Source organism: Pseudomonas juntendi, from assembly GCF_021560075.1.
In the GTDB taxonomy this organism is placed as follows: Bacteria; Pseudomonadota; Gammaproteobacteria; order Pseudomonadales; family Pseudomonadaceae; genus Aquipseudomonas; species Aquipseudomonas juntendi.
Window position 1 is genome coordinate 4,004,471 of record NZ_CP091088.1, and the last position, 18,330, is coordinate 4,022,800.

Annotated in this window: 11 protein-coding genes and 5 tRNA genes; 7 read left to right on the top strand and 9 right to left on the bottom strand. The window is 61.0% G+C overall.

Features of this window, described 5'->3' with window-relative positions; translation table 11 throughout:
* Nucleotides 1-255 precede the first annotated feature (255 nt).
* From L1P09_RS18610 to L1P09_RS18625, 4 genes are all read left to right on the top strand, one after another.
* Nucleotides 256-834: a hypothetical protein gene (locus L1P09_RS18610; RefSeq protein ID WP_125855286.1), complete on the top strand. Its 579-nt coding sequence runs from the start codon at nucleotides 256-258 to the stop codon at nucleotides 832-834.
* A gap of 53 nt (nucleotides 835-887) precedes the next feature.
* Nucleotides 888-5,942 (top strand): RHS repeat-associated core domain-containing protein, encoded by a 5,055-nt coding sequence (locus L1P09_RS18615; protein WP_235767975.1) that lies wholly within the window; start codon nucleotides 888-890, stop codon nucleotides 5,940-5,942.
* Between the two features lie 312 nt (nucleotides 5,943-6,254).
* Nucleotides 6,255-8,669, top strand: a complete 2,415-nt coding sequence (locus L1P09_RS18620) for a fimbria/pilus outer membrane usher protein (RefSeq protein WP_232892508.1) — start codon at nucleotides 6,255-6,257, stop codon at nucleotides 8,667-8,669.
* Between the two features lie 44 nt (nucleotides 8,670-8,713).
* Nucleotides 8,714-9,793, top strand: a complete 1,080-nt coding sequence (locus L1P09_RS18625; protein WP_235767976.1) for a fimbrial protein — start codon at nucleotides 8,714-8,716, stop codon at nucleotides 9,791-9,793.
* Between the two features lie 97 nt (nucleotides 9,794-9,890).
* Here L1P09_RS18625 and L1P09_RS18630 read toward each other — a convergent pair.
* From L1P09_RS18630 to L1P09_RS18650, 5 genes are all read right to left on the bottom strand, one after another.
* Nucleotides 9,891-9,966 (bottom strand) — tRNA-Gly (locus L1P09_RS18630).
* 54 nt (nucleotides 9,967-10,020) lie between these two features.
* A tRNA-Gly gene (locus L1P09_RS18635) sits at nucleotides 10,021-10,096 on the bottom strand.
* A gap of 3 nt (nucleotides 10,097-10,099) precedes the next feature.
* Nucleotides 10,100-10,175: transfer RNA gene (locus tag L1P09_RS18640), tRNA-Glu, on the bottom strand.
* A gap of 91 nt (nucleotides 10,176-10,266) precedes the next feature.
* Nucleotides 10,267-10,342, bottom strand: a tRNA-Gly gene (locus tag L1P09_RS18645).
* Nucleotides 10,343-10,346: 4 nt separating this feature from the next.
* A tRNA-Glu gene (locus L1P09_RS18650) sits at nucleotides 10,347-10,422 on the bottom strand.
* Between the two features lie 267 nt (nucleotides 10,423-10,689).
* On the opposite strand from L1P09_RS18650, the gene L1P09_RS18655 reads away from it, so the two are divergent.
* Entirely contained in the window at nucleotides 10,690-11,457 is a 768-nt protein-coding gene (locus tag L1P09_RS18655) for a hypothetical protein (RefSeq protein ID WP_235767977.1), read from the top strand.
* 138 nt (nucleotides 11,458-11,595) lie between these two features.
* On the opposite strand, the gene L1P09_RS18660 is transcribed toward L1P09_RS18655, so the two are convergent.
* A complete protein-coding gene (locus L1P09_RS18660; RefSeq protein WP_054906258.1) occupies nucleotides 11,596-12,078 on the bottom strand; it encodes a GAF domain-containing protein in 483 nt (160 codons plus the stop codon).
* Complete coding sequence (locus tag L1P09_RS18665) at nucleotides 12,079-12,966, bottom strand: ATP-binding protein (RefSeq protein WP_029887959.1); 888 nt, start codon at nucleotides 12,964-12,966, stop codon at nucleotides 12,079-12,081.
* Nucleotides 12,967-13,141: 175 nt separating this feature from the next.
* Between L1P09_RS18665 and L1P09_RS18670 the strand changes: the two genes are divergently transcribed.
* Nucleotides 13,142-15,499, top strand: coding sequence for a hybrid sensor histidine kinase/response regulator (locus L1P09_RS18670; RefSeq protein WP_054906257.1), 2,358 nt, complete (start codon nucleotides 13,142-13,144; stop codon nucleotides 15,497-15,499).
* On the opposite strand, the gene L1P09_RS18675 is transcribed toward L1P09_RS18670, so the two are convergent.
* A complete protein-coding gene (locus tag L1P09_RS18675; RefSeq protein ID WP_009682840.1) occupies nucleotides 15,489-15,977 on the bottom strand; it encodes a glutathione peroxidase in 489 nt (162 codons plus the stop codon). The two genes, L1P09_RS18670 and L1P09_RS18675, sit on opposite strands and share 11 nt — an antisense overlap.
* 13 nt (nucleotides 15,978-15,990) lie before the next feature.
* Complete coding sequence (gene msrB / locus L1P09_RS18680) at nucleotides 15,991-16,386, bottom strand: peptide-methionine (R)-S-oxide reductase MsrB (RefSeq protein WP_009682839.1); 396 nt, start codon at nucleotides 16,384-16,386, stop codon at nucleotides 15,991-15,993.
* Between the two features lie 167 nt (nucleotides 16,387-16,553).
* Here msrB and L1P09_RS18685 point away from each other — a divergent pair, with 167 nt between their 5' ends.
* Complete coding sequence (locus L1P09_RS18685) at nucleotides 16,554-17,765, top strand: pyridoxal phosphate-dependent aminotransferase (protein WP_009682838.1); 1,212 nt, start codon at nucleotides 16,554-16,556, stop codon at nucleotides 17,763-17,765.
* Nucleotides 17,766-18,330 lie beyond the last annotated feature (565 nt).

Below are 18,330 nucleotides of genomic sequence, written 5' to 3' on the forward strand. Positions count from 1 at the left end.
ACAGAAATAACAGGTGGCACAGGGTACGCGGGCAAAAACCAGACCTGATAAATCTGCCAGGTGACAAAACAAAAAAAACAGGTATGCCCTTGAAGCCTCCACTTATTATCCCGGCGCACCTGTTAATTCTGCCAGGTGCGGCGGTGCGGCGAGTTCAATAAGCTCCAGACAGACAAAACGCCTTGTTTGGCCCTGCAATGCAAACACCTGTCTTCTTTTATCTGTTCATACACCCTGAACAGGGAGCTTTGAGAAATGAATCAACTCAATGACCGCCGCCCCACTCTTCCGTCGGCCCTAATACAGGCGATGCTGACGATGCCGTTGTTGTTAAGCAGTGTGGCCGCCGATGCAGCCGATACCACCCGTTCGAACCTGGCGGATCCCACCCCCCTTCTCTCCCTCTACCAAACCGTGGACAACAACACCGAACCTGCTTGCGGGTTCGAGCTGCCGGAAGCGGGCAGCGGCACTACCGTGAAACTGCTCCCCAAAAAAGAGTGCCCGTCAGAAGCCAGGGAGCCTCACTCCATCCGCATTCGAAACGTGCCGATCAAATCGACGTTTCTGCTGACTGATAATGAGCGCTGTGAAAAGCTCGACAGTTCCTGGGTTGAGCTCGATACCAGCCGCGCCAATGCTTCGCTGGAAAAAATGGGCATCGACAAGATCTGGACCTACGCGGGCCGCCCGGAAAAACCGGGCTACCTGACCAACAGCGGCCTGGACAACAATGTGCCAAGCCGAGGCTTCCGAGTAATTGGTAAAGGTGACCCGATCAAGCAAGGAGATCTTACCTGCATCGTGGTCACCATCGCCCCGCGGAGCATCTGATCATGGCTGACACTCCCGGGGTACACAGCAACGCCAGCAACTTCCAGAGTTTCGTGCAAAACAATGTCGACCAACGTACGGGCCAGTACAACCTGGCCATTGACTTGCCAGTGCCGGCCGGTAACGACCTGACCGGCCCTGGGCTTCCCTTGCGCCTGTCGTACAGCCCGTTCAACAATGAAGACTCAGGTTTCGGCACCGGCTGGCGCCTGGCAATGACCCGCTACGAGCCCGCTACCCGCATGCTTACCCTGCACACGGGGGAAAGCTACAAGGTGACAGGTACCGGGGCGCAACCCACCATTCGCGAAAAGAAAATTCACAGCTTTCATTTTTACGATGACGGCACTGCCGCCGATGAAGACAAGGGCCCCTACCGCGTGGTCCACAAGTCCGGCCTGGTGGAAATACTGACCCTGCACGATAAGCTCAACCCCATCGCCCTGCCGAGTAAAGTCCGGTCGCCTTCCGGCCAGGGGTTAACGCTCCACTACATTCCCGAGAGCCGCCGACTGGCCAGGATCGTCGATGACAATGGCACGCTGCTGCTGGAGCTGCAGTACACCGATGGCGCGGTCACCGTTGATACGCATCCAGGTGCAGGGGCTAACGGCCTGCCTTTCCTGCGCTACAGGCTCGAGCTGAAAAACCGGGCTTTGGTGGAAGTCAAACTGCCAGCTGACATCGGCGGTAACTGGCGCTTCGGCTATACCCGCGCCCATGGCCTGACCTGCCTTGCGAAAGTATCCACACCCACGGGGGCTGTAGAAGAAATTCGCTACGGCGAGAACGGCGACCCGGGCCACGTACTGCCCAATATACAGCCGCAAAGAGTCTTGCCACGGGTAACCAGCCACGAAGTGAAGCCCCGGGCTGATCAGCCACCGCTGAAAACGACCTACACCTACAAGCACTTCGATGAGGACAACAACGTCGAGGTGGAGCACAGCTATGTAGGTAGCAACAGCAATGTCAGTTGGCGTGACGACGGCGAGGACAACCTGTACCGGGCAAGTGCTAACTACCGCTACAGCGTCACTGCCCATTACTGGAAAGCGGGCAAGGTCGCCCGCACCCAGACCCAGACGTTCAACCGCTATCACCTGCTGACCCGGCAAATATTGGAAGAAGACGGCCATATCGAAGAAACCGAAACCGAGTTCCACGAACGCGCCGGCGTCAGTTTCGACGATCAACCCCGCTACTTCCAGCTGCCCAAGACCATCACCAAACGCTACAAATTACGTGCTGACGCCAGCAAGCTTCGCCTGGAAACCGCGACCACCCTGTATGACGATTATGGCAACACCACCGAAGAGGTAGCCCCCACCGGCGTACGCACCACTTACGCTTACTACGACAAAGAGGGCGAAAAGCAGCCAGGCGATGAAAATGGCGATAACTGGGCCTGCCCGCCCGACCCCCAGGGTTTTGTGCGCAACCTCAAATGCAAGACCGTCTACCCCGTGCCAGGGTTGCCCGGCGGCGCCCCCATTTTTCGGAGCCGGTTGACCTACAAGGCCTACCCGGCGCTGTCCAGCCTGGGCCAGGCGAGCGAATGGCTTGCGCCTTGCGCAGAACAAACCCTGCAAGTATTCGATGTTCAACAGCCCGACGAGCGCGAAGTGCTACTGCTAAACGTGGAACGGGCTTACCTGAACATGCCAGACAATGCCTTCCTGCATGGTCGGCCGAGTTATCAGGTGACCACCCGTTACGGTGACGACAGCGCCAACCCAGTGCGCCGGGCCATCGAAAGCCGCACTTCACGTGTTGAGTGGAGCTACTGCAAGGTCACCGACAAGGAGCACGGCCTGGAATACTGGACCGATGAAACCGTGTGCGGCTTTGACCTGGTGCAGAAAACGACCCGTTCAGCCGCATCTGGCCTGCATGGTCAAACGGTGTACGAAGAGGATGACACCGGCAACAGCATTCGCCGCATCTACGACCCGCTCGCACGCCTGAAGGAAGAAATTGTTGCACCCGGCCAAGGCGAGGACGAGAGCAAGGTCATCCACCAGTACGGGTTGGTCACCCATCCCGAGGAGGGCGCAGCCGGGCTGGCCTCGCAGTCGTCCACCGGCAGCACGGGCGTGAGCACCATCGTCACCTTCGATGGCTGCAGCCGGGTGGTGACCGAGGAGCGCGAAACGCAAGTTACGGATACCCCGCCAGGCGCTAGACCCTTGCGGCAACGTAAAATCGTTGCTCGGCGCAAGTACGATGAACTTGGCCAGCTAAGCGAAGAAACCACCTTTGACTATTACGACGGCAAGACCCTGGAGCTGACCTCCACCTTCGAATACGATGCCTGGAGCCAACTGTGCAAGACCACGCTGCCCAATGGCGCGACGCAACACAGTGAGTTTTCGCCGTTTGGTGAATCGGGCGACATCATTACCCGCTGGGTCGAGACGGCAGACAAACCGGGGGTTCGTCAGCAGCAGCAGGTCACCGAAAGCAATAACTTCGACAAGCCGGCCTATCAATACCGGTTGGACGAAGCAGGCCAGATCGTTGGCCGCCAAGACTTCAGCTACGACGGCCTGGCGCGCTGCACCCGTGAAGAACACACCTTTAACCGAAACGGCAGGCCGGTCAGCCGAGTCAATCAGTACACCTACGATTCTGAAGGCCGGGTAACCCGTAACGAGCGACCCGACCAATCGGCTGTGCTCAGCCGTTTCGCGCTACACAGCGCTGACCCGCTGGCCGAGCAACTGCTGGTCGAGCGACGCAAAGGCGCCCAACCCACCCTGGCCTGGCAGCGGGAGTACGATGGTCTCGAACGCCTGAAGACGCTGGCGGCCGGTTTGCAGCAAGAAGCCTATACCTACAAGGAAAACACCTCGCTGTTAGAAAGCCGCACCACGGCGCAGCGCACGTACACCTACCACTATCGCCCCACCCGCTCAGCCCAGCCCAGCCAGATCGATGTGGGCACAGTGCCGAGCACAACGTTCGATTACGACACCAAAACCTCAGCCATCAGTACAGCCAGCGATGCACAAGGCAAGCACAGCTATAGCTACACCGATCAAGGCTACCTGCTGAAAGCCCAATGGGAAGATCAGGATGCCAAGGGCTACCACTGCGACTACCGACACTCGTTCCAAGGCTTGCCATTGGGGTACACCGAAAGTGACGGCGTTGCGGTAAACCACGCCTACAACGACCTGGGCCAACTGATACAGACCCGTCAAGGTGACCTGGTTGCCTCCTTCGAGTACGACACGCTGGGGCGGCTCTGGAAAACTACAACGCAGGACTTGATCAACAAACAGAGGCTAGTGTGCGAGCAAACTTACGACCTTCTAGGTCGCGAGCACAAACGCGAACAAACCCTCACCCGGCAGGATGGTTCCACCCTCATCCAGCACATCGTACTGACGTGGCAGGAGGATGACCAACTAAGTAGCCGCGCACTTATCCGTGATGGCGAACAACTGTTGCTGGAAACCTTCAACTACGATGCACTCGACCGGCTGGAGGAACACCGTTGCACTGGCACCGCCCTGCCGAACAACGCAGCTGGGCGCGCTATCAAGAGTCAGTTTTTCGTCTACGACGAGCTGAATAACCTCACAGAGTGCTACACCGATTTTGCCGACGGTGCAGCAGACGAAGCTTTCTATACCTACGACGGCTTCATCCTGACACGAGCGGAGCATTCCCTGCAGCCCGACTACCCGGCCAGCCAGGCGTTCGATTCCGATGCTGAAGGCAACCTGCTGAACGACGAGCAAGGCAACCGGCTGGTGTACGACGACCGTGGCCGCCTGAGTGAAGTCCAGCGGGCGAGCGACGGGCAGCCCCTGTACCGTTACCGCTATGACGGCCACAACGACCTGATCGGGGTGCGCCAGGCGCAAGAGCCGGAAGTGTCGCGCCGCTACCAGGGCTACCGGTTGAGCAGCACACGCGAAGCAGACCTGCTGACCGAGTACCTGTACGCCGGCGAGCGCCCTTTGGGCTTGCAACGCCCGGCTCAAACCGCCGACAACCGGCTATTCGTCACCGACGCGGCCAACAGCGTGCTGGGTGAATGCAGCAGTGATGAACTGCACGACAACACATACACCGCCTACGGCGATTCACCGGACAACGACCAGTTGGTAGGCTTGCTCGGCTTCAACGGGGAAGCCCGCGAACGGGCGTTGGGCTGGTCACTGCTGGGGCGTGGCTACCGTGCCTACAACCCTGGGTTGATGCGCTTCCACAGCCCGGACCTCGCGGCGCCTGAAGCTGCGGGTATCAACCCGTACGTGTACTGCGGCGGCAACCCGGTCAACTGGCACGACCCGAGTGGCCATTACGGCATGCGAAACAGCATGGAGCAGCCCTACATCCCACCCAAACCCGTGAAGCCCAAAGGCGACTGGCAATCCTGGCTTGGCGTGGCGCTGAGCGCTGTGTTTGCGGCGGTCAGCATCATGCTTCTGCCGCCGGTAGGCTGGACCCTGCGCTTCCTGCTCGGCTCAGTCAGCGCTGGCATCGACATTGGCGCACTGGAGGAGAGTATGAGGGCACTGTTGACGGGGGACGAGACGGCCTATAACACATCGTTTTGGCTCGGATTTATTGGTGGGCTACTCACGATGGGGACGATTTTCGAAAGGCTCATGAATCAGGGGGGGAGCAAGGCCGCCGTTCGCCGCACGCTGCCCGGCCCTGCACCCGCCCCCAGTGAAGGAGATGTTTTCTTCAGGCTGCGTGTCCCTAGAAAAGCTCCAACACGACAGCTAAATCTCAAACGCAAAATATGGCTGCCAGGCAATCCAGACGCTTCCACTCAAACAATGGCTACTGGCGTGGGCTTCGACGTGGCGACTCAGACGACCAAAAAAGTAACTTTCGGTGATTTAGCCACATCCACATTGCCACAAAGCTCGATCAGTAGCACGAGTTCCACTGCTTCAAGTTCTTCAATTGGCTCTTACCGCTTGGAAGAGCTTTTTGCCGAACCTGCTATTCCCGCTGTTACCCCGCCTGTATCTCCTACTACTTATAAAGCCAGTGCTGGCTCCATGCTGGGCTATAGAAAAAAAGAGGGCTCCCTTAACTGGACACCTACAGGTAGATCAACCTATATACCCTTTAGATAACAGCGAAGGGTGGCCGACTTACATACCGGCCACCCTTACATACAATAAATTATAAAGCCGGGAATTACCTGTACCTCAAATCAGGATTTTCCTACATGAATCATTCATTCAGGACCGTAATGTGCCTCCTGATTTTTCTCCCAAAGAAGCCATTAAGTTCATTCTCTAACAGAGAAAAGGGCCTTACGCTACATACACCTACGGTGCCTGAGTATGCAACAACACACACAGTATCGGCAGTTGCCGATTCGCCTTGGTGCATCCCTATTTTTCTCCATGGCAGGTTACGGCCTTTTGTTTTTGCTTACGGAAATGGCCCTTGCAGAGGACCGCCCCCTGCAATTCAACCCCAACTTCATGCGCCAAACCCCTGGGCAATCCAGCGACGCCAGCATAGCCGCCCTGAACACCCTGGCTGCTCAAGCCTCCCTGGCGCCCGGCCGCTACCAGGTTGAAGTGCTGGTCAACCTGGCCCCTGCGGGCAAGCATGAAATCGAGTTTCGTGAAGGCAGCGACGGCAAGGGCCTGGAGCCCTGCCTGAGCGCCAGCCTGCTGCGCGAGCTGGGCCTGCGTGAGCAGGCGCTGGCCGAGCCTTTGCCCACCGACGCGCGCTGTGTAGACCTACCTACGCTAGTGCCCGATGCCACCTACGACCTCAACCCTGGCCAGCTGCAACTGGCGTTGTCCATCCCGCAAGTGGCCCTGCGCCGCGATGTGGCCGGCAGCGTGGCCCCCGAGCGCTGGGACGACGGCATCAATGCCGCCTTCGTCAGCTACCAGGCCTCTGCACAGCATTTCAGCGGCCGCACCGGCACCTCCAGCAGCCAGGACCTGTACCTCAATGGCGGTATCAACCTAGGCGGCTGGCGCCTGCGCAGCAGCCAGAGCTGGCGCGACGACGGCGAAGGCCAGGATTGGGTGCATTTCAACACCTATGCCCAGCACGACCTGCCCGGGCAGTGGGGTACGCTCACCCTGGGCGAAACATTCAGCAGTGGCGACGTGTTCCGCAGCCTGCCCATCAAAGGGGTACAGCTGGCCACCGACATGGGCATGCTGCCCGACGTGATGCAAAGCTACGCACCCGTCATTCGCGGCGTAGCCCAGACCCGGGCCAAGCTCGAAGTGCTGCAGAACGGCTACCCGATCTATTCCACTTACGTTGCCCCCGGCCCATACGAAATCAACGATCTGGGCATTGGTGGCAGCAGCGGCGACCTGGAAATCGTCCTCACCGAAGCCGACGGCCAGGTGCGCCGTTTCATCCAGCCCTATTCCACCCTCAGCAACCTGCTGCGCGAAGGCGTGTGGCGCTACAACCTGGTGGCCGGGCGCTATGACGGCGCCGACGGCATCGACAACCCCGCACTCTGGCAAGCCACCCTGGCCCGTGGCGGCCAGTGGGGCACCACCCTGTATGGTGGGCTACTGGGCAGCGAGTACTACGACGCTGCCAACCTTGGCATCGCCCGCGACTTTGGTACCTTTGGCGCAGTGTCGCTGGATGTGACTCAGGCCCGTACCGATCTTGGCGAGCAAGGCGGCCAGGTACAGGGGCAGAGTTATTCAGTGCGCTATGGTAAAGCCTTCCAGACCGGCACCAGCCTGCGCTTTGCCGGTTACCGCTACTCCACCGAAGGCTATCGTGAGTTCGACGAAGCCGTGCAGCAGCGCAACGCCTCCAGCCGCTACCAGGGCAACCGCCGCAGCCGCCTGGAAAGCTCGATCTACCAGTCGTTCAACAACCGCAACTCGCTGAGCCTGACCTTGTCGCAGGACGATTACTGGCACACCAACCGCCAGCGACGCCAGTACCAGTTCCAGTTCAATACTCAGTATCGCCGGGTCAGCATCAACCTGTATGCCTCGCAGTCGTTGAGCGACGACAACGGCAGCGACCGCATCGTAGGCTTGGGGGTCACCATCCCGCTGGACTGGGGCACGTCAACGACTGCCAGTTTCGACGTGCAGGAAAGCAACGGCCACTTCAGCGAACGCGCCAGCTTGAACGGCGGCTCGCAGGACAACCGCCTGAGCTACCTGGCATCGCTGGCCAACGACGAACAGCAGCGCAAGACGGCGTCGGTATCGATGGGTTACCAGACGCAAAAGGTGAACGTAGGTGCCGGCTACACCGAAGCGGACGACTTCCGCAGTGTTTCGGTCAATGCCAGTGGCGCGGTGCTGGCACATGCCGGCGGCATCGTGCTGGGGCAATACCTGGGCGAGACCACGGCCTTGGTGCATGTGCCCAACGTGCCCGGCGTAGGTGTCGACAACGTGCCCGGTGGCAGCACCGACAACAGTGGCTACATCCTTGCCCCCCACATGCGCCCCTACAGGGTCAACCAGGTCACCCTGCAAACCGACCAGCTCGGCCCTGGTGTTGAAATCGAAAACGGCGTTACGCAGGTTGTGCCCCGCCGAGGGGCGGTCGTCCTGGCGGCATTCAAGGCGCAGCAGGTAAACCGCCTGATCCTGACCCTGCAGCATGCCGACGGCCGCCCGTTGCCCTTCGGCACCCAACTCAATGACAAGCAGGGCAAGCACCTGGCCGTAGTGGGCCAGGCGGGCCAGGCGCTGATTGCAACAGATGCCCAGGCGCAAACCCTGGAAGCGCGCTGGGGCGAGCGCGCCGGACAGCGCTGCTTGTTCAGCATCGACCCTGCAACCATGCCAGAAGAGCAAGGCTATCGCCTGCAGACTTTGCGCTGCCCCACTCCATGATCCAGCCCGTGCGCGCTGCCGCACGCTTGCAACAGGAACCGACCATGCCCCTTGTTTCGCGTTTGTTCATTGGCATCGCCGCTGCTGCGACGATGCTGACACTGCCAAACCAAGCCCATGCCCTGGGATGCGAATGGCCAACGACCACAGGCCCGATGCAGTTCACGCACAACATCTCTGGCATGAGGTGGGTGGCCCGTGATGCCCCGGTGGGTAGCAAGATCTACTCCGCGACAAGCACCGGGATAGCCGGCCCCGGTTTTGCGTTGAACTGCGACAACGACGGGAGTTTGGCACTGACGGCGAACATGGGCACGCCACTCCCTATAGCCCCGGGGACCTTCCCTCCCGTTGACGGGAAGGATGTGACGGGCAAAGTGCTGCAAACCAGTATCCCGGGTGTAGGTCTGTACCTGGAACTGGGCGGTTTCCTCAACGGCACGGCCAGCAATACGTTCCAGGCAAACGACGGAGGTATTGGCGCTGTTCCTTATGTGGGTGAAAACCAGAGAAATATGGCACCTACACCGCTGGTGATGAGGAATCTCATCATCAAGTACATGGCCTTGATCAAGACAGGCCCCATCCCGGCTGGCATCAGCTCATTCAGTCAGGAAGTCGTCAGGGGCGTGGTCAGTGATGTCGGGGATGCCGTAAGGCTTACATTGGGCGGGCAAGTCCAGCAGGCCCAGTGCACGGTCAAGGCTGACGCGGTCAGCGCCAATCCGGTACAACTCGGTACTCACGACATCGCCGACTTCACAGGCCAGGGCAGCACAACCAACCCAGTGGATTTCTTCATCACACTCAGCGACTGCGAGGACGACCCGGCCGGCAGCGTTGCCCGCGCGTTCATGCGCCTGGACGGCGTAGACGGTTCAGTGCCGGTGGACCGGGACCTGGGCCTGTTCACCCTGACCACCGACTCGACCGCCGCTGGCATTGGCATTCAAGTACTGCGTAGTGACAACACGCCAGTTAAGCTGGAAGAGTACGTGGATATGGTGGGCCTTACCCCCGGCATCACGCGCCTGGACCTTCGCGCCCGGTATTACCAGACCGCAGCAACGGTTACCCCAGGCGAGGCCAAGGGCGCATTGAACTTCACCATCGAATATCGCTAGCGGGCCCTGCCATGGCTTGATCCCCATGGCCAGGGTTTTGATCAGGTAAAAAAAAACGCACCAAAGGAACGTTAAAATTCCTTGGTGCGTTTCATATTGGAGCGGGAAACGAGACTCGAACTCGCGACCCCGACCTTGGCAAGGTCGTGCTCTACCAACTGAGCTATTCCCGCGTTTGATACTTTTACAACCTACTACACCGTCATGAACGCCATAGTTTTGGAAACTGGAGCGGGAAACGAGACTCGAACTCGCGACCCCGACCTTGGCAAGGTCGTGCTCTACCAACTGAGCTATTCCCGCAAATGGCGTCCCCTAGGGGACTCGAACCCCTGTTACCGCCGTGAAAGGGCGGTGTCCTAGGCCACTAGACGAAGGGGACACACGACACTTTTCAGTGCACCAGAACATGAACCTCACGATTCAGCCTGGATTTTCTTTTCCTGCCCCGCCATCAGCGTTGCCGGAGAAACTGGAGCGGGAAACGAGACTCGAACTCGCGACCCCGACCTTGGCAAGGTCGTGCTCTACCAACTGAGCTATTCCCGCAATTTGGCGTCCCCTAGGGGACTCGAACCCCTGTTACCGCCGTGAAAGGGCGGTGTCCTAGGCCACTAGACGAAGGGGACACGCTGCTGGCATCGCTGCCTGCTTTCACTCCCTGCCGCGTTTCACTGTGTGCTTTACGCTGCAAGTGGCGCGCATTCTATGGATGCTTGATACAGGCGTCAACCCCTTTGTAGAAATTTATTTAAATCAATGACTTCCGGGTGGGTCGGGGTGCAGATGCGGGCTGGCTTGTCGATATAGAGAACGGGTTTGCCTGTGCCGCTATTCGCTCCGAGGCAAACTCACTACACTCAACGCTGTAATTCTTCTTCAATGAGGCATTAACGGTGACACCACTTCTGATCACCCTGCTCATCGTAGCGTGTATCGCGTTGCTGATCGTGATCGGCTACCTCAACAATGTGGTCGAGAACGGCAAGCTGGAGCGCGCCCGCCTGAAGATCGAACTGGCCGACCGCCTGCGCCGCTGCGGCGAAATCACCGAGACCTTCCCAGGCCAGTTCATGACCCCGGCGCTGAAGCTGCTGCTGACCCGCCTGGAGCTCAACCTCAACCAGCGCCAGCTGGCGGTGGACAAGCACAATGCCCAGTTGAAGGCACGCATGGCCGAACTGGAAGGGCTGATCGCCCTGGGTGAAAAGATCCCGGTGAACAACCCGCCCAACCCGATCCAGACCGAGGTCAAGGCCAAGGATGTGCGCTTCTTGCTGGAAGCACTGCACAACCAGGTGACCCGGGCCGCGCATGAGGGCTTCCTGCCTGCGCCGGAGGCCAAGCACTGGGTCAAGGAGATCCGCCACATTCTGGTGCTGCTGCATATCGAGTTCTTCAACAACCTCGGCCAGCAGGCCCTGCAGAAAGGCCAGCCGGGCCAAGCCCGCCTGGCATTTGAACGGGGGGTGCAGTACCTGCGCAAGCAGCCGGAGCCGAAGGTGTATGAAGAGCAGCTGACGTACCTGGAGAAACTGCTGGGCCGGGCCAACGCCCAGGTGCTGGACCAGATGGAACCGGCTGAGGACGAACACAACGAACTGACCCAGGGCCTCAAGACCGATGAGGACGAGACCTGGAAGAAGAAGGTGATGTACGACTGATCCGGAATTTGTTGTGGATTTGATGGCCCTATCGCCGGCAAGCCAGCTCCCACAGGTTACTGCACAGGTCTTCGAGCTTGCGGTTAGCTAGTGGGAGCTGGCTTGCCGGCGATAGGGCCAGCCCAGGCAACACAACAATCAGCAGTCAGTCAGCTCCAAGAAGATCGCCGCCAGGCGCTCCAGCCCCACCTGGTCCGCCTCGCTGAATCGCGCCAGCCTCGGGCTGTCCAGGTCCAGCACACCAATCAGCCTGCCCTCCTTCACCAGCGGTATCACCAGCTCGCTGTTCGACGCACTGTCGCAGGCAATGTGCCCCGGGAACGCATGCACGTCCTCGACCCGCTGGGTCTTGCCGGTGGCAGCCGCCGCGCCGCACACGCCTTTGCCGAACGGAATGCGCACGCACGCCACCTGGCCCTGGAACGGGCCCAGCACCAGTTGCCCGTTACGGTTGAGGTAGAAGCCCGCCCAGTTCAGGTCGCCTACCTGGTGGTAGAGAAATGCCGAAAACTGCGCGGCATTGGCGATGAAATCACGTTCGTCGGCAAACAGCGCCTGCACTTGCGCCGCCAGCAGGTGGTAGCCGTCGAGGCCGGCGCCACTGGCATTGAGGTCGATCATTTACTTTTGCTCCAGCAATTGCAGCCCGACCCAGTAGCGAGCGAACTGATAGGCACAACGGCCATTACGGTTACCGCGGCCGGTAGCCCAGCGCACGGCGAGAATTTCCAGCGCTTCGTCACGCTGCCAGGCCAGCCCGGCCGGGGCCGCCAGCTGGCCGATCCAGTGCTCGACCACGTCAAGGAAGTGCGCCTGGGTGAACGGGTAGAACGACAGCCACAGGCCAAAGCGGTCGGACAGCGCGATCTTGTCCTCCACCGCTTCACTGGGGTGCAGCTCGCCGTCGACCCTTTTCCAGTTTTCGTTGTCGCTCTCCTTTTCCGGCACCAGGTGGCGGCGGTTGGAAGTGGCGTACAGCAGGACATTGTCCGGTGCCTGCTCCAGCGAGCCATCGAGCACGCTCTTGAGCACCCGATAGTCGCCCTCCCCGGCCTCGAACGACAAGTCGTCGCAGAACAGGATGAAGCGCTGCGGCAGCTTCTGCAGTTGCTCGACCACGCGCGGCAGGTCGGCCAGGTGGTCGCGTTCGATTTCGATCAGGCGCAAACCGGCGCTGGCGTGCTCGGCCAGCAGCGCACGCACCAGCGACGACTTGCCGGTGCCGCGCGAACCCCACAGCAAGGCGTGGTTGGCGGGCATGCCTTTGATGAACTGGTGCGTGTTGCGGCCCAGCTGGTCACGCTGTTTGTCGACGCCGATCAGGTCGGTGAGGCGGATGTCCAGGCTGACTTCCAGCGGCAGCAGGTAGCCGCTGCGGCCATCGCGCTGCCAGCGGGCAGCCAGGGTGGTGGCCCAGTCGATGTGCGGGCGCGGGGCCGGCAGCAGGGGTTCGAGGCGCGCCAGTACCGATTCGGCGCGGTCCAGGAAAGCGATCAAGCGAGCGTCCATGACGACTCCTAGCAATTTCAGTTTTTTGGGGCCGCTGCGCGCCCCTTCGCGGGCTTGCCCGCTCCTACAAGGATTGTGTTTGGCCTGGGGCCCGCGAAGGGGCGCAAAGCGGCCCCCGCTTGGCGATCAACTGAAATGAACAGACAGACCCACCAGCAGCCGGGGATGATCGGCTATGCTTGCGCAGCGCAAGGAATGGGAAACCAGCTCGGAACTCATGGATATCAAGTTCACCAATCGCCTGTCATACAAGCAAGCCCGGTTGACAGTCCTGGTCGGCTTCATCCTGGGAACATTGCTCAGTCTCATCCAGATCGGCATCGATTATGCCAGCGTAGACGCATCCATCAACCGTGAAGTGCGGGCCTTGCTGCAAATCAGCCACAACCCGGCCTCGCGTATCGCCTACAACATCGACTCGGAACTGGCCCTGGAACTGACCCGCGGCCTGCTGCAGTCGCCGGCGGTGATCCGCGCACGGCTGATCGACAACAACCAGACGGTCCTGGCCGATGTCGAGCGCCCACGCCTGCAAGACCGTCTACGGCCGCTGAGCGACTTCCTGTTCGGCGAACAGCGCCAGTTGAGCGAAAGCCTGTACCTTACCCATATGCCCGAGGAATACCTTGGCACCCTGTACCTGGACGTCGACACCTTCGCCTTCGGCAGCCGCTTTCTCGACCGTGCCGGCATCACCCTGCTCAACGGTTTTGCCCGCAGCCTGGTGCTGACAGGCCTGCTGCTGGCACTGTTCTACCTGATGTTGACCAAGCCACTGGTCACCGTTATCAGTGCGCTCAGCGGCAGCGACCCGCGCAAACCCCGGCAAACCCGCCTGGAATGCCCGCACGGCCACGAACTTGATGAAATCGGCGTGCTGGTGAAAGTGGCCAACCAACAGTTCGTCAGCATGGCCACCGAAATCGAGCAGCGGCGCACCGCGGAAAACCGCCTGACCCAGTACCTCAACGAGCTGGAAGACATCGTCTCGGCACGCACCAACGAGCTGAAGGCCAGCAACAGCAGCCTGAGCCTGACCAACCAGGAGCTGGAACAGGCCCGCCGGCGGGCGCTGGACATGGCCCAGGCCCGCGCCGCCTTCCTTGCCAACATGAGCCACGAAATCCGCACCCCGCTCAACGGCATGCTCGGCATGATCGCCCTGGCGCTGGATAACCCGTTGCCCAGCGAGCAACGCCAGCAGCTGGCGATTGCCCACGACTCGGGCAAGGTACTGGTCGAACTGCTGAACGATATTCTCGACCTGTCCAAGTTCGACGCCGGCCAGCTGGAACTGGAGCGCATTGCCTTCGACATGGGCTCGATGGTCGAAGACACCGCCAACCTGCTGTCGCAGAACACCGCACAGAGCGTGGAGCTGACCTGCCTGATCGCCGGCGACTTCCCCAGCAGCGTGCTGGGCGACCCCACGCGGGTGCGGCAGATCGTCAGCAACCTGCTGTCCAATGCCTTGAAGTTCACCCGCTTCGGCCGCGTCGATATACGCCTTGAGCGCATTGCCGGCGGCGTGCGCCTGCAAGTGCGTGACACGGGCATCGGCATCCCTGAAGAGGCCCAGGTGCGCATCTTCCAGCCCTTCACCCAGGCCGGCGCCGGGATCACCCGCCAGTACGGCGGCACCGGCCTTGGCCTGGCCCTGACCCGCAACCTGTGCAAAGCCATGCAGGGGCACCTGCAGATAAGCTCCGAAGCGGGCTTTGGCAGTTGCTTCACCGCCGAGCTGCCGCTGGCTGCGCACACTGAAGCCATCCCGCCACAGCCCCTGCAAGGCCGCGTGGCCGCCCTCAGTGCGGCGGGCAGCGGGCTGCACGAGCTCTTGCAGCGCGTGTTGCCCGCCTGGGGCTTGAGCTACCAGCGGCACGACAGCCGCATGGCCCTGCAGGCCACCGCGTTCGACCTGTTGATAACCGATGACGTGGACCATCTATTCGAACTGCGCCCGGCCCTGCAAGCGCCGATCCTACTGGTTACCGCCTACGGCAACTTCCTTTCCCAAGAGCAGTCGCTGGCTTTGGCACCGCTGCACCAGCTGGCCCGCCCGCTGGCGCGCAACGCCTTGTACCAGACCCTGCGCCGAACCTTGCAAGGCCATGAGCCGGAACACCCGCTGGCCACGCCGCCCGTGACCCAGGGCGAAGGCCGCGCGCGCATCTTGTTGGTAGAAGACAACCCGGTGAACCAGCTGGTGGCCAAGGGGATGCTGGCCAAGCTCGGTTGCCAGGTCGAACTGGCAACCCAGGGCGCCGAGGCCCTGGCGGCGCTGGAACGGCAACCCTTCGACCTGGTGCTGATGGACTGCAACATGCCGGTGATGGACGGCTACGAGGCCAGCCGGCGCATTCGCCAGAGCGGCCGCTGGCCGCACCTGCCCATCGTCGCCCTCACCGCCAACGCCATGCCCGAAGAGCGCGAGCGCTGCCGGGCCGCGGGCATGAACGACTACCTGGCCAAACCGTTCCGCCGCGAAGAGCTGCTGGCGCTGGTCGACCACTGGGTGCCGCTCAGCGGCTGAGCAGGCGCTCGATGTCCGCTTCCAGTGCCTGCGGCTTGGTGAAAGGCGCATAACGCGTGACCTGGCCACTGGCCGGGTCGAGCAGGAACTTGGTGAAGTTCCACTTGACCTTCTGCGAGCCAAGCAAGCCTGGGGCACGCTGCTTCAGTTCGACATACAACGGGTGGGTGCCGGGGCCGTTGACGTCCACCTTGCGGAACAGCGGGAAGCTCACGCCGAAATTGCGTTCGCAGAACTGCGCAATTTCCCGCGCCTCGCCCGGCTCCTGCTGGCCGAACTGGTTGCACGGAAAGCCCAGCACTACCAGGCCACGCCCGCGGTAGGCCTGCCACAGTTGCTCCAGCCCCTTGTACTGGGGGGTAAAGCCGCACTGGCTGGCGGTATTGACCACCAGCAACGCCTTGCCGGGGTAGTCGCCGAGGGTCTTGTGCTCGCCGCCCAGGGTCACGCAGGGAATGTCCAGTATCGATCCAGCCATGGTCGGGCTCCGGTCAGTCGCGCGGGCGCAAGTCGATGCACACCGAGTTGATGCAGTAGCGCAGGCCAGTCGGTGGCGGGCCGTCGGGGAACACGTGGCCCAGGTGCGCATCGCAGCGGGCACAGGTGACTTCGGTACGGATCATGCCATGGGAGGTGTCGCGGATCTCGATCATCGCGCTGTCTTCGATCGGCGCGTAGAAGCTCGGCCAGCCACAGCCGGAATCGAACTTGGTCTGGGCGTCGAACAACGGCAGGCTGCAGCAGATGCAATGGTAAATGCCGTCGCGGCGCTCGCTGTTGTACTTGCCGCTGAACGGCCGTTCGGTGCCCTTCAAGCGGCAAACCTGGTACTGCTCGGGGTCGAGCATCGACCGCCATTCTTCCAGGGTTTTCTCGATCTTTTTCATGCAGGAACCTCGGCAGGCTGAAATTCACCCCACGCCGTCTTTTCCAGGGCGCGGGCGGCACGTATATTAGGTGGCTTCGTGTGCCAGGCGTTCAGTCTGTCACCCGCTTCCTGCCCTTTCAAACCTTTCGGCGGGGCGTAGCGCGTATTCTCAATCGGGATCCCATCATGCAGTTCAGCAAATCGAACAAGCTCGCCAATGTCTGCTATGACATTCGCGGCCCAGTGCTCAAGCACGCCAAGCGCCTGGAAGAGGAAGGCCACCGCATCCTCAAGCTGAACATCGGCAACCCAGCGCCCTTCGGCTTCGAGGCGCCCGACGAAATTCTCCAGGATGTGATCCGCAACCTGCCCACCGCGCAGGGCTACAGCGACTCCAAGGGCCTGTTCAGTGCACGCAAGGCGGTGATGCAGTACTGCCAGCAGAAAGAGATTGAAGGTGTCACCATCGAGGATATCTACCTCGGCAACGGCGTCTCCGAGCTGATCGTGATGTCGATGCAGGCGTTGCTCAACAACGGTGACGAGGTGCTGATCCCCGCGCCCGATTACCCACTGTGGACCGCTGCCGTGAGCCTGGCCGGCGGCAAGCCGGTGCACTACCTGTGCGACGAGCAGGCCGACTGGTTCCCCGACCTGGAGGACATCAAGGCCAAGATCACCCCGAACACCAAGGCCCTGGTGATCATCAACCCGAACAACCCGACGGGCGCGGTGTATTCCAGGGAGTTGCTGCTGGGCATGCTGGCGCTGGCCCGCCAGCACAACCTGGTGGTGTTCTCCGACGAGATCTACGACAAGATCCTGTACGACGAAGCCGTGCACATCAGCACCGCCTCGCTGGCGCCAGACCTGCTGTGCCTGACCTTCAACGGCCTGTCCAAGTCGTACCGGGTGGCGGGCTTCCGCTCTGGCTGGCTGATCATTTCCGGGCCCAAGCACCATGCGCAAAGCTACATCGAAGGCATCGACATGCTGGCCAACATGCGCCTGTGTGCCAACGTGCCGGCGCAGCATGCCATCCAGACCGCGCTGGGCGGTTACCAGAGCATCAATGACCTGGTGCTGCCACCTGGGCGCCTGCTGGAGCAGCGCAACCGCACCTATGAACTGCTGAATGACATCCCTGGGGTAAGCTGCGTGAAGCCGATGGGTGCGCTGTATGCGTTCCCGCGGATCGACCCGAAGGTGTGCCCGATCCTCAATGACGAGAAGTTCGCTCTTGACCTGCTGCTGTCGGAGAAGCTGCTGATCGTTCAGGGTACCGCGTTCAACTGGCCGTGGCCGGACCACTTCCGCGTGGTGACCTTGCCGCGGGTCGATGACCTGGAAGCGGCAATTGGGCGGATCGGCAATTTCCTGCGCACTTACTCGCAGTAAGTAACGGCCTCATCGCCGGCAAGCCAGCTCCCACAGGGATCGTGTCAGGGCTAACAGGTGTTTGCCACAAGGTATGCAGCGCCTGTTGGAGCGAGCGCCGCCCGCGCGGCGCAATCGCGAGCTGCGCTCGCTCCTACGTTTGTTTCGGGCCAGTAACGCCTGTGACAGGCGCGCGCGGCCGCCTTGTTTGTACGGCGCGATATTGAGGCATGCACCAAGGCGTTCGCGCGCGAATCCCACAGGAATAATTGGCCCGAAACAAACGTAGGAGCGAGCGCAGCTCGCGATTGCGCCGCGCGGGCGGCGCTCGATCTCACAGGCGCTGAAGATGCTCCGGCTACCCTTGCCAGGAACCATAGAATCTCCCACAGGATCACCACAGGCCTGAGGATTGGGGAGTGCTTATGGGAGCCAGCCACAGGGTTATCACAGGCCTGAATTTTGTGAGGTCCCTGTGCGAGCTGGCTTGCCGGAGATGGGCTGCAAAGCAGCCCGGTTATCTGCGCCACCTGTTTCTTACATCCTGCAACGCTCTATCCCACTGCCCACGCGTCATCCTCTGCCA

Bases quoted from the DNA above. Each gene is read 5' to 3' on its own strand.
- L1P09_RS18610 (WP_125855286.1), top strand. From the start codon at position 256: ATGAATCAACTCAATGACCGCCGCCCCACTCTTCCGTCGGCCCTAATA.
- L1P09_RS18620 (WP_232892508.1), top strand. From the start codon at position 6,255: ATGGCCCTTGCAGAGGACCGCCCCCTGCAATTCAACCCCAACTTCATG.
- L1P09_RS18625 (WP_235767976.1), top strand. From the start codon at position 8,714: ATGCCCCTTGTTTCGCGTTTGTTCATTGGCATCGCCGCTGCTGCGACG.
- L1P09_RS18660 (WP_054906258.1), bottom strand. From the start codon at position 12,078: ATGATCGACCTCAATGCCAGTGGCGCCGGCCTCGACGGCTACCACCTG.
- L1P09_RS18665 (WP_029887959.1), bottom strand. From the start codon at position 12,966: ATGGACGCTCGCTTGATCGCTTTCCTGGACCGCGCCGAATCGGTACTG.
- L1P09_RS18670 (WP_054906257.1), top strand. From the start codon at position 13,142: ATGCTTGCGCAGCGCAAGGAATGGGAAACCAGCTCGGAACTCATGGAT.
- L1P09_RS18675 (WP_009682840.1), bottom strand. From the start codon at position 15,977: ATGGCTGGATCGATACTGGACATTCCCTGCGTGACCCTGGGCGGCGAG.
- msrB (WP_009682839.1), bottom strand. From the start codon at position 16,386: ATGAAAAAGATCGAGAAAACCCTGGAAGAATGGCGGTCGATGCTCGAC.
- L1P09_RS18685 (WP_009682838.1), top strand. From the start codon at position 16,554: ATGCAGTTCAGCAAATCGAACAAGCTCGCCAATGTCTGCTATGACATT.